10 protein-coding genes are annotated in these 17,146 nt (G+C 40.5%); all 10 read left to right on the plus strand.

Annotation, left to right across the window (positions count from 1 at the left end; genetic code table 11):
• The first annotated feature begins 318 nt into the window (after nucleotides 1–318).
• Nucleotides 319–2,832, plus strand: coding sequence for an Ig-like domain-containing protein (locus RUMTOR_RS08460; RefSeq protein ID WP_004847032.1), 2,514 nt, complete (start codon nucleotides 319–321; stop codon nucleotides 2,830–2,832).
• A 169-nt stretch (nucleotides 2,833–3,001) separates the two neighbouring features.
• Nucleotides 3,002–3,829, plus strand: a complete 828-nt coding sequence (locus RUMTOR_RS08465) for a cohesin domain-containing protein (protein WP_004847034.1) — start codon at nucleotides 3,002–3,004, stop codon at nucleotides 3,827–3,829.
• Between the two features lie 95 nt (nucleotides 3,830–3,924).
• Complete coding sequence (locus tag RUMTOR_RS08470) at nucleotides 3,925–5,595, plus strand: O-antigen ligase family protein (RefSeq protein WP_004847035.1); 1,671 nt, start codon at nucleotides 3,925–3,927, stop codon at nucleotides 5,593–5,595.
• Nucleotides 5,588–7,012, plus strand: coding sequence for a penicillin-binding transpeptidase domain-containing protein (locus RUMTOR_RS08475; RefSeq protein WP_004847036.1), 1,425 nt, complete (start codon nucleotides 5,588–5,590; stop codon nucleotides 7,010–7,012). The genes RUMTOR_RS08470 and RUMTOR_RS08475 overlap by 8 nt, the downstream gene beginning before the upstream one ends.
• A gap of 236 nt (nucleotides 7,013–7,248) precedes the next feature.
• Nucleotides 7,249–8,535 (plus strand): IS110 family RNA-guided transposase, encoded by a 1,287-nt coding sequence (locus tag RUMTOR_RS08480; RefSeq protein ID WP_004846577.1) that lies wholly within the window; start codon nucleotides 7,249–7,251, stop codon nucleotides 8,533–8,535.
• Between the two features lie 477 nt (nucleotides 8,536–9,012).
• Nucleotides 9,013–9,369 carry an LPXTG cell wall anchor domain-containing protein gene (locus RUMTOR_RS08485; protein ID WP_004847037.1) on the plus strand — a complete coding sequence of 119 codons (357 nt, stop codon included), beginning with the start codon at nucleotides 9,013–9,015 and terminating at the stop codon, nucleotides 9,367–9,369.
• An 8-nt stretch (nucleotides 9,370–9,377) separates the two neighbouring features.
• Nucleotides 9,378–10,583 carry a YSIRK-targeted surface antigen transcriptional regulator gene (locus RUMTOR_RS08490; RefSeq protein WP_004847038.1) on the plus strand — a complete coding sequence of 402 codons (1,206 nt, stop codon included), beginning with the start codon at nucleotides 9,378–9,380 and terminating at the stop codon, nucleotides 10,581–10,583.
• 213 nt (nucleotides 10,584–10,796) lie between these two features.
• Nucleotides 10,797–11,219, plus strand: coding sequence for an RrF2 family transcriptional regulator (locus RUMTOR_RS08495; protein WP_004847039.1), 423 nt, complete (start codon nucleotides 10,797–10,799; stop codon nucleotides 11,217–11,219).
• A gap of 69 nt (nucleotides 11,220–11,288) precedes the next feature.
• Complete coding sequence (locus RUMTOR_RS08500) at nucleotides 11,289–16,295, plus strand: Rib/alpha-like domain-containing protein (RefSeq protein WP_004847040.1); 5,007 nt, start codon at nucleotides 11,289–11,291, stop codon at nucleotides 16,293–16,295.
• Nucleotides 16,296–16,565: 270 nt separating this feature from the next.
• Nucleotides 16,566–17,117: a DUF3793 family protein gene (locus tag RUMTOR_RS08505; protein ID WP_009243418.1), complete on the plus strand. Its 552-nt coding sequence runs from the start codon at nucleotides 16,566–16,568 to the stop codon at nucleotides 17,115–17,117.
• Nucleotides 17,118–17,146: the final 29 nt, after the last annotated feature.

The following is a 17,146-nucleotide window of genomic DNA, read 5'->3' on the forward strand; positions in this document are numbered from 1 at the left end:
TTTTTGAGACACCATATTTTTCGGCGAAACGGATCAGGGATAGACGATACCTCATATCTTGTGTTATACTTGCCATGCGGGAATACTTCCTTTCTTAAATGTTTAGGTTTGGTAGCTTAAAGCATAACACAGAAAAGGTATTTCCGCTTTTTAATTATTCAGTTGTAACACATGTATTGTAATCCTACAAGAAGCAGAGGTAAATATTCATTTATAGGCGTTGCAAAAATAAAAATAAAGTCCTATAATAATTATGTTTAAGTGGATTTACTAGGAATACTAGTCACATCATCAAAATATAGGAGAGGAGAAAAAGGGATGAAAAAGAAGCTAAACAAGATCGCAGCTTTAGTCTTGGCTCTGGTCATGGTCATCACGGGATTTGTGGCAGTTCCGCAGATGGATGTACAGGCTGCGAACGATGTACCGTCAATTATAACTAAGACGGATGTCACAAACATGAAACCCGGTGATAAGGTTCATGTTGAATGTTGGCTTAAGCCAAATGGAAACGTGATGCAGGTTGTCGGCGGATTTGATTTTGACACAAAGGTATATACATATGTGAAGGACAGTTTGGAGCAAGATCCAAATAATGTTCTCAAAAAGAATCTTATGTTTATTGTAGATGAGGAAGACGTATATACAGCAGGTGGATTTTCAGTACTGCTTGAAATGAAGGAAGGTAATCCGGTAAATAAAGATGTATTACTTTTTACGTTTGATGTAACAGTTAATGAGAATGCAAAAGGCTCAGGTCTTATGGGCTTTAATTGTGTAGGAATTCAGACAGGAACAAATGATAATGACAGAACTGATATCGACGGCAAAGATGTTCCATTAACAACATTAGATAAAAATGGTAATAAGATTGAAAACGGAGAAATCCCGGTTGCAATCGAACTTTCTTCTCTTAAGATCAACAAAGAAGACTTTACAATGACGAAAGGTACTTCCGAGACACTTACAGTGACAGGAACACCTGCAGAAGCGTTGGAAGGTCAGACAATTACATGGAAGAGTTCTAATAAAGATGTTGTGACAGTTGATTCAAAAGGTAAAGTTGAGGCTGTCGGAGTTGGAAACGCAACAATTACAGCGACAGCAGCAGGCAAGAGCGACAGTGTAAAGATCACAGTAAACAATCCGTTGAAAAAAATTACTGTAGATCCGGCAACTCTTACATTGAAAAAAGGTACTTCAAAGACATTGTCAGTGAAATATGATCCGGCAGATACGACAGATAACAAAGCAGTAACATGGGAGAGCAGCGATAAGAGCGTAGCGACAGTTGATGCAAACGGTAAAGTGACAGCATTAAAAGACGGCAGCGCAACAATTACTGCAAAGGTCGGAAAACTTACAGCAACTTGTGCACTTACAGTACAGGAGAAGAAACTGACAGGAATTTCACTTGATAAAACAGCTTTGGAACTTTCCAAAGGTCAGAGCAGTGAAGCTCTTAAAGTGATTTATACACCGGCAGATACAACAGATGATAAGACAGTTACATGGTCAAGCGCCGATGAAAAGATCGCAACAGTAAAAAATGGTGTCGTTACAGCGAAAGCAACAGGCACAACAAAGATTACGGCAACAGTAGGTACACATAAAGCTGAATGTACAGTTACGGTTAATGCAAAATTGACAGGCATCAAAGTGACACCGGACAAGGTGACAGTTGAAAAAGGTCAGAAAGCAAACCTGAATGTAACATATCTTCCGGCAGATACAACAGATGAAAAAGCTGTTACATGGAAGAGCGAAAATGAGAGCGTAGCAACAGTTGATGAAAATGGTGTTGTTACAGCAGTTGCAGGCGGAAAAACAAAAGTTATCGCAACAGCAAAAGCAAACAATAAGATCACAGCAGTATGTGAAGTAAAAGTTCCGATCCATACAGAAAGTATTGCGCTGAATAAAACAGAAATTACAGATCTTCTGAAAGGTAAAACAGAGAAACTTGAAGTATCGTTTATTCCGAGCAATACAGAAGATAGCCGTGAAGTAAAATGGACAAGCAGCGCGGCGGATATAGCTGCAGTTGATGCAAACGGAACAGTAAAAGCACTGAAAGAAGGCACAGCTACAATCACAGCAACAACAGCCGATGGAAAACATACAGCTTCTTGTACAGTGACAGTAAAAGAAATTCACCTGACAGATGTTAAGCTTGATGAGATGAAGAATCCGTCTGAACTTTTCAAAGGTGAGAAACATCAAATTAAAATCGGACTGAATCCGATCGATACAACAGATAATGTAATATATACATTTGCATCATCTGATGAAAAAGTTGTTTCTGTAGATAAAAATGGTATGGTAACAGCTTTGAAAAACGGCAAAGCGACGATTACTATTACAGTAAAAACAACAAACACAGACTTTGAGAAAACACTTACTTATGATATAACAGTAGAAGAAATTCCGCTTGAGTCGATTGAAATCAAAGGTGATGTAACTTCTCTTGAAGAAGGAAAGACAACAAAACTTAACGTAGTATTCAATCCGACAAATACAACAGATGACAAAACAGTTGTATGGAGCAGCTCTGATACAAAAGTAGCAACAGTAGATGCAAATGGTGTTGTTAAAGCTGTAAAAGCCGGAAATGTAAAGATCACAGCGAAAGTTGGAGATAAGACGGCTGAGTACGCTTTGAAAGTAACAGCAAAAGCAAACGGTACAAACAATAAGAATGAGAAACCGGCTGACGGCGGTGCAGTAAAGACCGGAGATAGCAACCACATCTCAGGTTTCGTAGTAGCAATGCTTTTATCCATAGCAGCGATTGTAGGCGTAGTAATTTTCAAAAAAAGAACGCATAGATAAAAGTTAAAAGAAAGCTCCTTGTTGGCGACTGACCGACAGGGAGCTTTTTGGTATCAGAAGAAAGAAAAACAGTAGATGATATTGTATTTCTTTTGATACCAAAAAGCTCCGAAAAGGTGCAAAAAATATATGTTATAAAAGGGAAAGAGCGTAAGGAGAATAGAGGTTGATGAGAGGAAAAAGAATAAAACAGTTTATTTTAATTTTATGCATGGTCTGTCTTTTCGGAATGAATGTTCAGGCGGAAGATGTATATACGGAGTTTCATGTAGATAATCAAAAAGGAAAAGCGGGAGACGTCGTAACAGTTCCGGTAGAGTTTAATACAGGCCAGGAAGTCGGCGGCTTTCAGATCTCTATTTATTATGACAAAGAAGTTCTGGAATTTCAGTCGCTGGAGGCAGGAGATTTGATTGAAAAAGCCGGAGGCGGAATATTTGATTATAACCATATTGAAGAATCATCAGAAATAATCGTTGTGTATGTAGTTCCGGATACAGTGAAAAATGAAGGATCTATCGTTGATTTGAAGTTTAAATTAAAAAAAGACTGTACGGAGAAGCTCCCAATCGGAATGAAGCCGGATGAAGTGGTAGACAATACGGAGTCCAGTAACCCGATTACAGGAGAAGTTTCCGGTGTGGATAAAGAATTTCAGGAGAAAGTTGTGGGAGATCTTGCCGTAGTTTCAACAGATCAGAACAAATCAGACAGATCGAAGTCGGACGATAAATCGGACAAAAAATCAGATAAGGATAAAGACAAGTCAAAATCTGAAAAGGAATCAAGCGATGATAAAAAAGATTCGTCCGAATCAGGTGAGAAAGGGAAAGGTGACAGCGGGAAAAAAGATGCTGATAAGGCGGATAAAGATAAGAAATCGAAAAAATTATCAGCTGAAGATTTTAAAGCGCTGGCTGCATTTTTCGGAGTTATGATTTTATCAGGCGTCGTTGTTTACTTGATAAAGAAGAAAAACGGAAACAAACAAAAGTAAAAACAAGTCAGAAAACAGTGATAAAAATAAAATCAGAAAATAGCGATAAACAAATAAAAGCAAGTAAAAGCTGCGAGAGCGGGGGCGGGATAAAAATGCTGATTTTAATGACGTGTATAGTGATAGTCGGAATATTGGGCGGCGGGTATTATGTATCGGTGTCTGCGGTAACCGGAATCGTACTGACCGGAGTTTTGTTTTACAGAATGTATGTGAAGAAGCGTATCACAGCAGCGTGGGATCTGAATATGGCTGCCTTTGCCGTGCTTGTGTTCGGATATCTTCTGTCTTGTTTATGGGCGGTGGATTCGGGAATGGCTCTTATGGGAGTCGTGAAGTTCCTTCCGTTGTTATTGTTCTACGTACTTGTATCGGGTCTGACGGACGAAAGAGAGAAAATGATCGCGTCTCTTCCGATGCTTGGATGTCTTATGACTGCTTTTTCATTTGTTATGATGCAGTTTGAAGTTTTTGAACAATGGGTATCGGTTGCAGGCAGGTTGTCGGGATTTTTTCAATATCCGAATACATATGCATTGTTTATGCTAATCTGTCTGATTCTTGTAATGTGGAGATTTGATTACAAAAAAATTGACTGGCTCGATATCGTGTATGGTGTTGCCGCTGTATTTGGAATTATTATGAGCGGAAGCCGTACGGTATTCGTATTAACTGCTGTTGCCGTTATATGGGTGTTTGCGGCAAAGTCCTCGGGGAAAAAAGTTATTATTTCAGTGTTGGCGGCAGGCGCCGTTGTGGCGGTGATATTGGCTGTTGCAGCAGGAAGCGCAGGTATTCTTGAGCGATTTACAAATATTTCCTTCGGAGCAAGTACGTTTCTCGGAAGAATTTTGTATGTGCAGGATGCGCTCCCGCTTATATTAAAACATCCTTTCGGACTCGGATATTATGGTTATTACTTTATACAGCAGTCAGTACAGACTGGTGTGTATACAGTTGTAAATGCACATAATGAATTGATTCAGATCTTGCTTGATGCAGGCGTGATCCCGGCGGTATTTATGGGCGCGGCGGTTTTACGTTCTGTATTTACGAAGAGGACGCAAAGCCGGAACAGGATCGTTCTTAGCATTATGATCTTACATAGCTTGTTCGATTATGACTTTCAGTTTCTGGCGATGGGATTTGTGCTGATCCTGTTTCTTGACATGCGGAATATTAAGACGCAGAAAGTGCCTGTTTTAACCGGAACGGTTGTAGGTCTGACCGGGGCGGCGGCAGCGGCGCTTTCGATTATGTGCGGGGTTTCGGACGTTTGCTATACGTCGGGAAATTATAAAGCGGCTGAAAAAGTTTACAGTGGAAATACAATGGCGCAGCTGGCTCTTCTTACGAAAGCGGATAAGGCAGAGGAAATGAAAGCGATTGCGGAAAAAGTGATCGTGGATAATCAGTCTGTGTCTCTTCCATATAGTGCATTGGCACAGGCGGCTTTTGCGGATGGGGACGTAGAACAGTTTACGGAATATAAATTAAAGGCGATTGAACTTGCGCCGTATCAGTATGAAGAATACGAGAATTATCTTGAAGTTTTAGTATACTGCAATGACCTGTATCACCAGATGGGCGATAAAGACGGGGTAAGATTTTGCGTGGAAAAGGCAGAAGAAATCCCGAAGATGCTGGAGCAGGTAAAAGAAAATACGAGCGCGCTGGGCTGGAAGATCGTAGATCGTCCGCAAGTGACATTGTCTCATGAGAATCTTGAGATCATTGAGGACATGAGGAGGCGGATGGATGAATAAAAAGAGAATTGTCGGGGTCGCATTGGCTGTCGGAGCATGTGGAGTCCTTGCGGCGGCGGGGATGATGCTTAGCAAAAAAAGTGGAGCGGTCGTGCTTGATCAGGCCGGAAATGAGATTGCAAAACTTATATTGCAGGACGGAAAGATCAGTTATGAGTGTGAAGACAAATATCAGTCTTATGCGGATATCGTTTCGCAGGAAGCGGTCAAAATGATTCAAGAGCGCGAAGGTGTGAATGAAAAAACTGCGGCAAAAATACTGGCAGACAGAGAAATAACAGTGAAAACATGGCTCGACCGGGAAACTTTGGATGCGGTGATCGGCTCTTATAATGACGGTGAAGGAATGGCATGTGAGCGGTTCGGAGCGGCGGTTACTGATAAAGAAGGGCATCTGACGGCGTGTTACAGTGATACAAAAGGAAACGACAACTATAACAATGTGACAAAGCCGGCGTTTGCAGGATCGACGATGAAACCGCTTAGTGTATATGGCCCGGCGATTGAGGACGGAACGATATGTTGGTCATCGTTGTACGAAGATAGCGCTTATGGAGTTGTGGCAGGAGACAACGGGATTGCCAGAGAATGGCCGGAAAATGTCGTGCCGTTTACAGGGAAAAATGTGACGGCTGCAGATGCACTGAAAGAGTCAAATAATGCAGTAGCCGTGAAAGTACTGAAAGATTACGGTGTTGAGAAGTCGGTTCGTTTTTTGGAAGATACGCTCGGTTATGATGTGGATAATGAGAAAAAGATTTTAGAGGAGGAAGGAGAAGACCGAACCTTAAGCAATATAGCGAGTGGATATCTGGCGGAAGGAGAAGACAGAATTTTAAGCAACATAGCGCTTGGATATCTGGAGAACGGCGTGACGGTTTCCAAAATGGCGGACGCATATCAGGTATTTATAAATGAAGGAAAAGATACGCCTCTTTGTGCTGTGAAAGAAATAGAAAAATCAGGAGAGACCTATTGGACGCCGCAGCAGAAAGAATCGGAAGTGTTCAGTGAAGATACGGCTTATAATATTATGAACCGGATGCTTCGGGAAGTCGTGACAGACGGAACAGGTATATCAGCACAGGTGACAGGACTTGACGTGTGTGGGAAAACAGGAACGAGCGAGTATGGAGACCATTGGTTTGTCGGAATGATTCCGGGAAATGTATGTGCGGTATGGTATAAATCTGATAAAGATATGGACGCTGAAACTGCAGACGCCGCTCGGATATGCAAAGGGGTCTTTGAAAAAATCGGGGCAGATGCATCGGAGCAATATTCGATTCCAACCGGTGTGAAAGAAGAAGTATACTGCAAAAAGAGCGGACTTTTGGCAGGAGAACAGTGTCAAGAAACAGGTATCGGATATTACAGGAAAGAAGATTGTCCGAAAGTATGCGGAGAATGCAAGTGATATATTAGTATGCAGAGTTTGCGGAAAGAGATATTAACAGTAAAAACTGACTTGAAAGGAGGCGGTAACTTTAAGAGAAAACAATACATTTTTTGAAAATATAAAGGAGCTTCCTGTATAATTCAAATATAAGGAATTCCAAGAAAGAAGGTTGAGAAAAAAATACCTCAGTGTAGAATAAGATTACTGACTTTGCACGGTTAGTAACAATCTTATTGAACAGAGAGGTATCTAAAATGAAGTATAACACACAGAACGCAAAAATTAAATCTATTACGGAAAAGACATTAATTGTTGGGATTGATGTGGGAAGTGAAACGCACTTTGCAAGAGCATTCGATTGGCGTAATTACGAGTATTCAAAGAAACCGTTGGAATTCAGTAATACAGAAGCTGGATTTATGACTTTAAAAGCATGGATGGCGGATTTTGCAGAAAAATACGGTAAAAACGTTGTGATTCCGGGAATGGAACCAACAGGACACTATTGGTTCAACCTTGGAGCATACCTGCAGGACAACGGCATGAAACCGGTTCATGTAAATCCACATCATGTAAAGAAGTCAAAAGAACTGGATGACAATAATCCAAACAAAAATGACCGTAAGGATCCAAAGACAATTGCGGCGCTGGTAAATGAAGGGAGATTTTCATATCCATATATACCAACTGGTATTTATGCTGAGATTCGGAGTCTTTCAAATCTCAGATTACAAACCCAGGAAGAAATTACAAGGATCAAGAACCGTATCGCAAGATGGTTTAGCATCTATTTTCCGGAAATCAAAGACGTTTATAGAAATCCGGATTCTGTGAGTGGTCTTATGATATTAAAAGAGGCACCTTTGCCACAAGATATCGTAAAACTGGGTGTAGATGGAATCAATAAGATTTGGCGGGATGCTAAGTTGAGAGCGGCTGGACTGAAGAGGGCAAAGACCCTGGTAACGGCTGCAGAGCACAGTATTGGAAGCCAGGAAGCACCTGATAGTGCAAGAATTGAATTGAAGAATCTACTGAACGATTATGAAATCTACAAAAATAGAGAGGAAGACCTGATGAGCCTGACAGAGGAAAAGTTGTCAGAGATTCCTCATATAGATAAGTTGTTGGAAATCAAAGGAGTTGGATTGAAAACAGTGAGTGGATTTGTTGCCGAAGTAGGAGACATCACACGTTTTGATAATCCAAAGCAACTGCAAAAACTAGCTGGATATGCCATTGTAGAGTGTAGTTCGGGAAAACATAAGGGCGAGAGTCACATCAGCTACAGAGGAAGAAAACGCCTCAGATATGTACTGTATGAAGCAGCCATATCCTTGATTGCAAGGAATGAAGAATTTAAGGAAGTACACCGGTATTATCGAACTAGAAAAGAAAATCCGCTAAAGAAGATGCAGTCAGTCATAGCAGTTGCGTGTAAAGTCTTAAGAATCTTTTATACGATTTTGACTAAAGGTGTGACTTATGACGGTGCAAAGATGATGCAAGATATCAAGAGACCACAGATGCTTGCAGCATAGAGTGCAGGAAGTAACCAACCCGAAAAGGTACAAAAGCAGAATGTAATGGGGAACGTCCACTGAAAAGTGCTGTTACAGGAAGCAAGTCAGTAATAATAGGAACAAAGAATGAGCAGGTAGTTGGCAGGAATATTTTCCATAGGGCAAGACCCTGACAAGGAGCTAAGCTGACACCCGGATTATGGATAGGCAGAACGAAGGAAGTTAGGACTCACGAAGTGATGATCCTGGTAGACACGGGAGGTGCGTTGCCATAGATGGAAGGGAATACACAAGGCCATTTAAAACGAATAAAAAAGACGTTTTATTTCGTATACCCTAAACTAGCTATTTTCGTACCAGATACAGAGAAACATCCATGATTCTTGTTCATTCATCTGAGATAGAAACTTTAAAAAACCTTTATTTTAAAGGAAAAAAGACTTGATTTATTAGGGAGGGGAATCTTCCGAAAAAATATATAAATCGGGAGAAACATTGACAAGTCAGGACGGTTGGCAAAAAACTTACTCAAATCTGCCGGCGGCAGACATAAACGGCAATGGAGAAAAAGAAATCTGCACGTATTATGTGAAGGAGATTTTGATTGCAGATTATAGTACAAGCTACAGTAACGGCAGCGTCGGTGAATCAGAAGATCCGTCGGCCGCGGCGCTTTCGTCGGGAACTATCACTGTTAAAAATACGGAAAAGATGAAATTCATATTACCTGAAACAGGTGGAACGGGACGTGGGATTCTGTACATTGCAGGAGTGTTTCTGTTAGGGATTTCTATGATTCTGTTAGGCAATAAAAATAGTTCTTTTTATGAATGCTTACATAAGAAAGGGTGACTTTTTGTATGAATTTGGATGAGCGGGATTTAAAAAAGATCAAATCTTTACATGTTATGTTGAAAATGCCAATATGGATATTGGAAAAAGAAACAAATAAAGTTTTAAAAAGCTATGAATCAATTTATAAGCATCCTATTTCTTACGGATTCAAAGAAAAGAATATCTCAGAAGAAACAGTGCAGTTCTACAGTGGAATATTAAATGAAATTTTTTTGTGCCTGTGGTATAAGGATATAAAAATAGTAATAGGCGCTTTTAGAATTAATAATGTTACAAGGGCAGATTTTTCACATGTTTATAATAATATGGATGATGAAAATAAGAAAAATTTGTCAGAAACCGAGTGTTGGGAATATTATGAAGCGCTTCCGGTATATCCGTTGGGGGATATCAGAGATTATTTGATCCTTTTAGGGTTTTTGTTTGATATGGATCTGGAAGATATCTATTCGGAAGGATTGCACGAGCAAGTAGCGAAAAACAAGTTAGAACTGGAGAAAAAGCCATCTGAAGAAGAGGTATATGACACTTTCCGTGTAGAGCGATATACATTTTATTATGAAAATAAGATCATGAACCTCGTAAGTCAGGGAGATATTCAATTATTAAAAAGTGGTCTTACAGAATTAGGAACGAGTGTTTTACCGATTTTAACGAGCAGTTCTTTAAAGACGGAAAAAAACTATACTGTTATTATTTTGGAAAAGCTGGCATCGTTGGCGATTCAGGTAGGAAAGGATATCGTGTCAGTAATCAGGCTGAGAAACTTTTATATCAAAAAGGTAGAAGAGCAAACAGAATTTGTAGGAGTTTTGGCTACGAGAGACAGCGCGATCATTCATTTTACAGAAGAACTTCACGGTGTATCGAATCAGGCAAGAACATCCCTCATCCGGTGTGTTCTGCAATATATTAATCTGAAAATCTATGATAACATCAAGGTGACGGAGCTTGCAAAACAATTTTATTTATCAGAAAGCGCGCTTCGCAGCAGATTTAAAGAAGAGATAGGCGTACCTATTAACGAATATGTAAATAAAAGAAAGATTGAAGAATCAAAGATGATGATCTGGTCGGGAATTCCGGCAGGAGAGATAGCAAGGCGCTTGAGTTTCTATGATCTGTCTCATTATTATCGTACTTTTAAAAAATACACAGGCGTGACACCACAGCAGTTTAGAGATACAAATATCATAGGACAGGAAATGTAATAATAGGCGAAAAGTTTGAGTAAAATCAGCTTTTCGCCTGTTTTGTTTTTGTAAATATCGGGTGTTTGGTAATTAAGAAGAAAAAAATGTTGTTATGTACACGAGGTGGTCAAACGGTACATTGAAGCGGGGGGGGGTAATAATATATGCTAACTCTAAAGCAAAATAATATAAAAGCTATACAGTTTTATATACACGGAAAGGAGGGGGGATATGCAGTTAAACAGAACAACAGATTACGTAGTAAGGATTGTGTACTTTTTAAGCAATGAAAACAGGATATTTACTTCTGAAGAGATTTCCGAGGCAATAGGGTGTTCAAGAGGTTACGTTATATCAATTTTAAGAAAATTATCGAAAGAAGGACTAGTGGAGGTGATCAGAGGAGTAAAGGGCGGTTTTCGGTTAAAGAAAAGACCGGACGCAATCAGTTTGTTTGATGTGATAAAAATCATGGAAGATACTATTTGTATCAATCAGTGTTTGAATGAAGAGGAAAATTGCAATCTAAAAGCAACCGATTACTGCCCGGTGAGACGGTTTTATCTTTCATTGCAAGAACAAATAGAATCGGAGTTAAAACATATGACATTTGAAATGCTGAGAAAATCGGGGGGGGCGGATAGAATATTTTAATAGTTCTTAATCAGGCGGGTAATGCAAAATGAAGTCAAATGAAATCGAAGGAATCAGATAGGAGGATTTATGGAAACGTTAAGAAAAATTATTGAAGAAAAAAAGCGAAAGGGAGAAGAAAAAAAGCCGTATTATGGAATACGCAAACTAAGCGTAGGTATAGTTTCCTGTATGTTGGGCCATCTTCTCTTTTTTGCATCGCCTGTAGTTGTAAGCGCTGTTGAAGCAACTCCGGAAGATGTAAGCATCATTCAGATGCAGTCGGTGAAAGGCGAAGCGATCGAAAGATCAGCGACGTTGGTTGCCGTTACCGGAGCGACAGGTATCAGGGCGGCTTCCGGAAACATAGATTCGGAGAATTTGGGATATGCTCCGAATGCAAAGTATAGTTTTCAGGATTTAAAATTCGATCCTGAAAAGCTAAGTAAAACCAATTCCGCGCGGCAGATCCAATTTAAAATCTACGGAAAGCACAATATTGCCGCTTCAACAGATAACTGGAAGATCAATCTTCAAATCGATGAAAGAATCGCAAAACATGTAATAGGAATCGAAGTTGAACCAAAAAGGCTGACAGAAGCAAATCCAAGACCGATCAGAAGAGCGCTTACGAGAAAAAGCGATACGATAGGGCGAATGACAAATATATGGGAAGTAAATTATATCAGATCTGAAAACGGAGTGTTTGCAGGAGGAGAGACGACAGATACTCAGACTGCGCATAATGGAATTATTTATCTTGATAAACCGCTGAATAAAATTCTTGAAGAAATCGGAGATGAAAATCTGACAAACGAACGGCTCTTTTACAGAATTTATTTGACAAGCGTTCAAGATAAAGGAGCTATTGTTCCGGGCATTGCTTCTACAGGATTTTTCAAAATTAACGGTCTGGATATCCAGATCGAAACGATAGAATCTAGCGGCAATGAAAAATGGTTTAAGCATGCGGCTGTTGAAGGCAGATATGTAAGAAGTGATAAGTTTAAAAATCCTGGCGGAGCGATTAATCAAAACGGAGCTATCGTCGTAGATCATAAGATATCGAAGAATACTAACTTTGCTTATATAAGCGCAAAGAACAAACCGTGGACTCTTGAGTATGGAGTCGATCCGAGATTGGTAAAATATATTGGAGGTATCGAGCTTTATTACATGGATGCAGCTGATTATGTGAATCCGGATTATTCTCTAAAAAACAAAGCAAATCGCAAAGTTCGAGATTTGTCGATCATAAGAACAGCAGGTCATAAAAAATATGGTTATGGTGATATTACAGAGAATCAGTTTACGCAAATAGTAGATGTTCATGGAGGACGACCCGAACCGATCACGATAAGATATGTCTATAAGCTTAATAAGCCAATCAATGAAATTTTGGAGGAATTAAGAAGAGAAGCCGGAGTAGAAGAAGGAGAAGCGTTTGGTAAAGATTTTATATTCAGCGCATGGATTACAGATAAAACAAAAGATGCTCTGATAACGAATACATACGGTACAGGCTACTATAGAATTCAGGATATTGACGGTGATGGAAAGCTTGATGAGGAGGAAGCAAATAATGAGCAAAGTCCTTATATCGGCGTTCCGAAAATTACAGCTCCTTATGAAGGTGATAATAAAGTAAAAGCTGTTGTGCATTTAAATGAAAATGCCGGAAAGGGAAATAAAGCTCAGCTGATCAATAAAAACGGAGTTGTCGTTGCTACAATTAATAATGTAGATGCAGAGGAAAACGGCATACCAAAAACAATAGATAGAGAACTTGAATTTACGGTTACTGATTCAAGTGTATTAGGTAAAGCAGGAGATAAACTTACCGTTAAGATCATTCCTTCAGATGAAAGGTATGAGAAAGCGGAAGAAGCAGAAACAAAGGTAAAAGAAGCGCCAAAAGCAGTCAAAGATCCTCTCAGAGTTGTCAAAGGAAAGGATTTAACAGAAGATACGGTATTAGCGAAAAAAGGAGTAGAAAATTCAAATAAAATGCCGGGAGGAACAACATATCGGTGGAAAACTGCTCCGAATACAAGTCAGGCAGGAAATACGACTGGGATAGTGTCAGTAACTGTTCCTGACAGAGAAGAAGCTTTTGAAGTAACTGTTCCTATTGAAGTGTTTTTAGCGGATGCAGATAAATATACTCCGCAGACAACGTCGATTATTAAAGAGTATGGAACATCAACGACAGAAGAGGAAATTATAGGCGCGGTAACAGTGCCGGGATATCCGGAAGATACAGTGGATGAACTGGAAATAGCACTTGATAATGCAACTCAGATTCCGGATGGGAATACAGCAGGGGATTATCCTGTAGATGTAACAGTTACTTATCCGGATGGAAGTGAAGATAAAGTACAAGTAACAGTTACAGTAAAAGAACAAAAAGATAATGAGAAGTATATTCCGGAATTCGATCAGATTAATAAAAACTACGGCGAAGCAACAACGGAAGAGGAGATCAAAGGTGCGCTGAAGGAAGAAAGCGTACCGGAGAACACGGAAGTCACAGTGAAGAATCCGGAAAACCTTCCGGACGGAATGACAGAGGGAACATTCGAAATAGAAGTGACGGTAGAGTACCCGGACGGAACAAGCGAAGATACGACAGTGCAGGTAGTGGTGACGGATAACCGCACGGATGCAGAGAAGTATACGCCGGAATTCGATCAGATCGAGAAAAACTACGGCGAGGCAACAACGGAAGAAGAGATCAAAGGTGCGCTGAAGGAAGAAAGCGTACCGGAGAATACGGAAGTCACAGTGAAGAATCCGGAAAGCCTGCCGGATGGAATGACAGAAGGAACATTCGAGATAGAAGTGACGGTAGAATATCCGGACGGAACAAGCGAAGATACGACAGTGCAGGTAGTGGTAACGGACAACCGCACAGATGCAGAGAAGTATACGCCGGAATTCAATCAGATTGAGAAGAATCATGGGGAAGCTACAACGGAAGAAGAGATCAAAGGTGCACTGAAAGAAGAAAGCGTACCGGAGAACACGGAAGTCACAGTGAAGAATCCGGAAAACCTTCCGGACGGAATGACAGAGGGAACATTCGAAATAGAAGTGACGGTAGAGTACCCGGACGGAACAAGCGAAGATACGACAGTGCAGGTAGTGGTAACGGATAACCGCACGGATGCAGAGAAGTATACGCCGGAATTCAATCAGATTGAGAAGAATCATGGGGAAGCTACAACGGAAGAAGAAATCAAAGGTGCACTGAAAGAAGAAAGCGTACCGGAGAACACGGAAGTCACAGTGAAGAATCCGGAAAGCCTGCCGGATGGAATGACAGAAGGAACATTCGAGATAGAAGTGACGGTAGAGTACCCGGACGGAACAAGCGAAGATACGACAGTGCAGGTAGTGGTGACGGATAACCGCACGGATGCAGAGAAGTATACGCCGGAATTCGATCAGATCGAGAAAAACTACGGCGAGGCAACAACGGAAGAAGAGATCAAAGGTGCACTGAAAGAAGAAAGCGTACCGGAGAATACGGAAGTCACAGTGAAGAATCCGGAAAGCCTGCCGGATGGAATGACAGAAGGAACATTCGAGATAGAAGTGACGGTAGAATATCCGGACGGAACAAGCGAAGATACGACAGTGCAGGTAGTGGTGACGGATAACTTTTTAGTTGTCACTAAAAATCCGCCAAAACAAATTGATGGACAGAGAGTAGCTGAAAATACAAATGTAATTACAGCAAATCTGACATTTACTGTAGAAGGTGTACATGATGAAGGATTAAATTCAGGTCTTTCCATTGATGAAAATGGAAATTTGACAGGAACGCCAAAACTTAATTGGGGTGACAAGAATTCCGACACTTATGAAGAACAGACAGTAGTTCTTCATGCAATAGCAACAGCGGAAAGTGGTAGTAAAAAACCTGTAACAATATCGGTAGTAGTTCAAAGAGATACGGACGGAGACGGAGAGCCGGATATCACGGATACAGACGATGATGGAGATGGATTTACGGATATAGAAGAGGAAGAAAAAGGTACTGATCCAAAAGATCCAGACTCAGTTCCGCAGGTTGATCCGATTGTTGCGCCGACTATAGGAGAAATAGAAGATCAGACTGTTGTAGAAGGAAATGCGATTACGCCGGTAACTCCGGAGGTGACGGAAGGATCGAATGTAACAGTGGAGGGTCTGCCGGAAGGAGTGATGTTTGAGAACGGAACGATTCAGGGAACGCCGAAAGTGACATGGAACGGATCGGAAGAAAGCAGAGCAATTACAGTGACAGTAAAGGCGGAGAAAGACGGAGCAACTGGCAGAGAGACTTTCGTGATCACAGTTCAAAGAGATACGGACGGAGACGGAGAGCCGGATATCACGGATACAGACGATGATGGAGATGGATTTACGGATATAGAAGAGGAAGAAAAAGGTACTGATCCAAAAGATCCAGACTCAGTTCCGCAGGTTGATCCGATTGTTGCGCCGACTATAGGAGAAATAGAAGATCAGACTGTTGTAGAAGGAAATGCGATCACGCCGGTAACTCCGGAGGTGACAGAAGGATCGAATGTAACAGTGGAAGGTCTGCCGGAAGGAGTGATGTTTGAGAACGGAACGATTCAGGGAACGCCGAAAGTGACATGGAACGGATCGGAAGAAAGCAGAGCAATTACAGTGACAGTAAAGGCGGAGAAAGATGGAGCGACTGCCAGAGAGACTTTCGTGATCACAGTTCAAAGAGATACGGACGGAGACGGAGAGCCGGATATCACGGATACAGACGATGACGGAGATGGATTTACGGATATAGAAGAGGAAGAAAAAGGTACTGATCCAAAAGATCCAAACTCAGTTCCGCAGGTTGATCCGAAGCCGGTCAAACCGGATCAAAAGCAAGATCCTGAAATTTCTCAAAATAAAGTAGTGAACAATGTGGTTAATAATTCTTATAAAAAGCCGATTTCCAATGCACCAAAAACAGGGGATTTTGGCAATGGAACAGGATATACAGGTTTAGCTGCATTGGCTGCGGGATTGATGCTTCTTCTTGGAATAAAGAAAAAAAGAAAAGAGGAAGACGGTGAAGAATAAGATCTGATATGATCACATTAAAACGGTGTAGCAATTTGCTATGCCGTTTTATTGTGACAGCTATGAACCAAATCTCAGGTTAGCCAGATACATTGGTGATCGAAATTAAGCCATTATGGCTGCCAATCGAAATCAAGAATTATGATTGACAAAATTGCATAAATAGAGTAAAGTTTAGTTAGTTAAAACTAACTAAAAGGCGAAGAAGATTATTATTTTGAGGAAACGATTTGCTTTTTGGAAAATGTTTAAGGAGAAATCAAAGAGACTATGTCAGAAGAAATGCTTGTAAGTTATTGCTCGCCCACTTTATCGGGGCTTAAAACAGGAAGTCTTTTTTCGTGTCCATGTGATTCTAAAAAAAAGATGTCCGGAGAAATAAGTAATTTTAATCAGAAGTTGTCAAAAAAAGGAATCCGAATTCTTCCGGTACGCATATCAGGCAGGAGAGCTTTGATTTATGTTTATCGTCCGGAAAAATTAAAGCAGGATTTTTTTGATGAGAAAGTGCAGACGATTTTAGCACATAAAGGGTATGACTGCACAAACCAAAATCGTTGTGTCTGCAGATTGGTTGAAAAACTGCGGAAGGATTCAGAATTTCCACATGAGATTGGTTTATTTTTAGGATATCCGGCGGAAGATGTCAAAGGATTTATAGAAAATAAGGCGGCTAGCAGCAAGTGCTCGGGATGTTGGAAAGTATATGGGGATGAACAAACAGCAATGAATCTCTTTGAAGAATACAGGAAGTGTACAGAAATCTGCTATAGAAAATGGAAAAACGGCGCAGATGTTGAACAGCTTACGGTTTCTATATAATCATGAATTCAGAAGAGCCGATAGAGAAT

The sequence above is a fragment of the [Ruminococcus] torques ATCC 27756 genome (genome assembly GCF_000153925.1).
Taxonomy (GTDB): domain Bacteria; phylum Bacillota; class Clostridia; order Lachnospirales; family Lachnospiraceae; genus Mediterraneibacter; species Mediterraneibacter torques.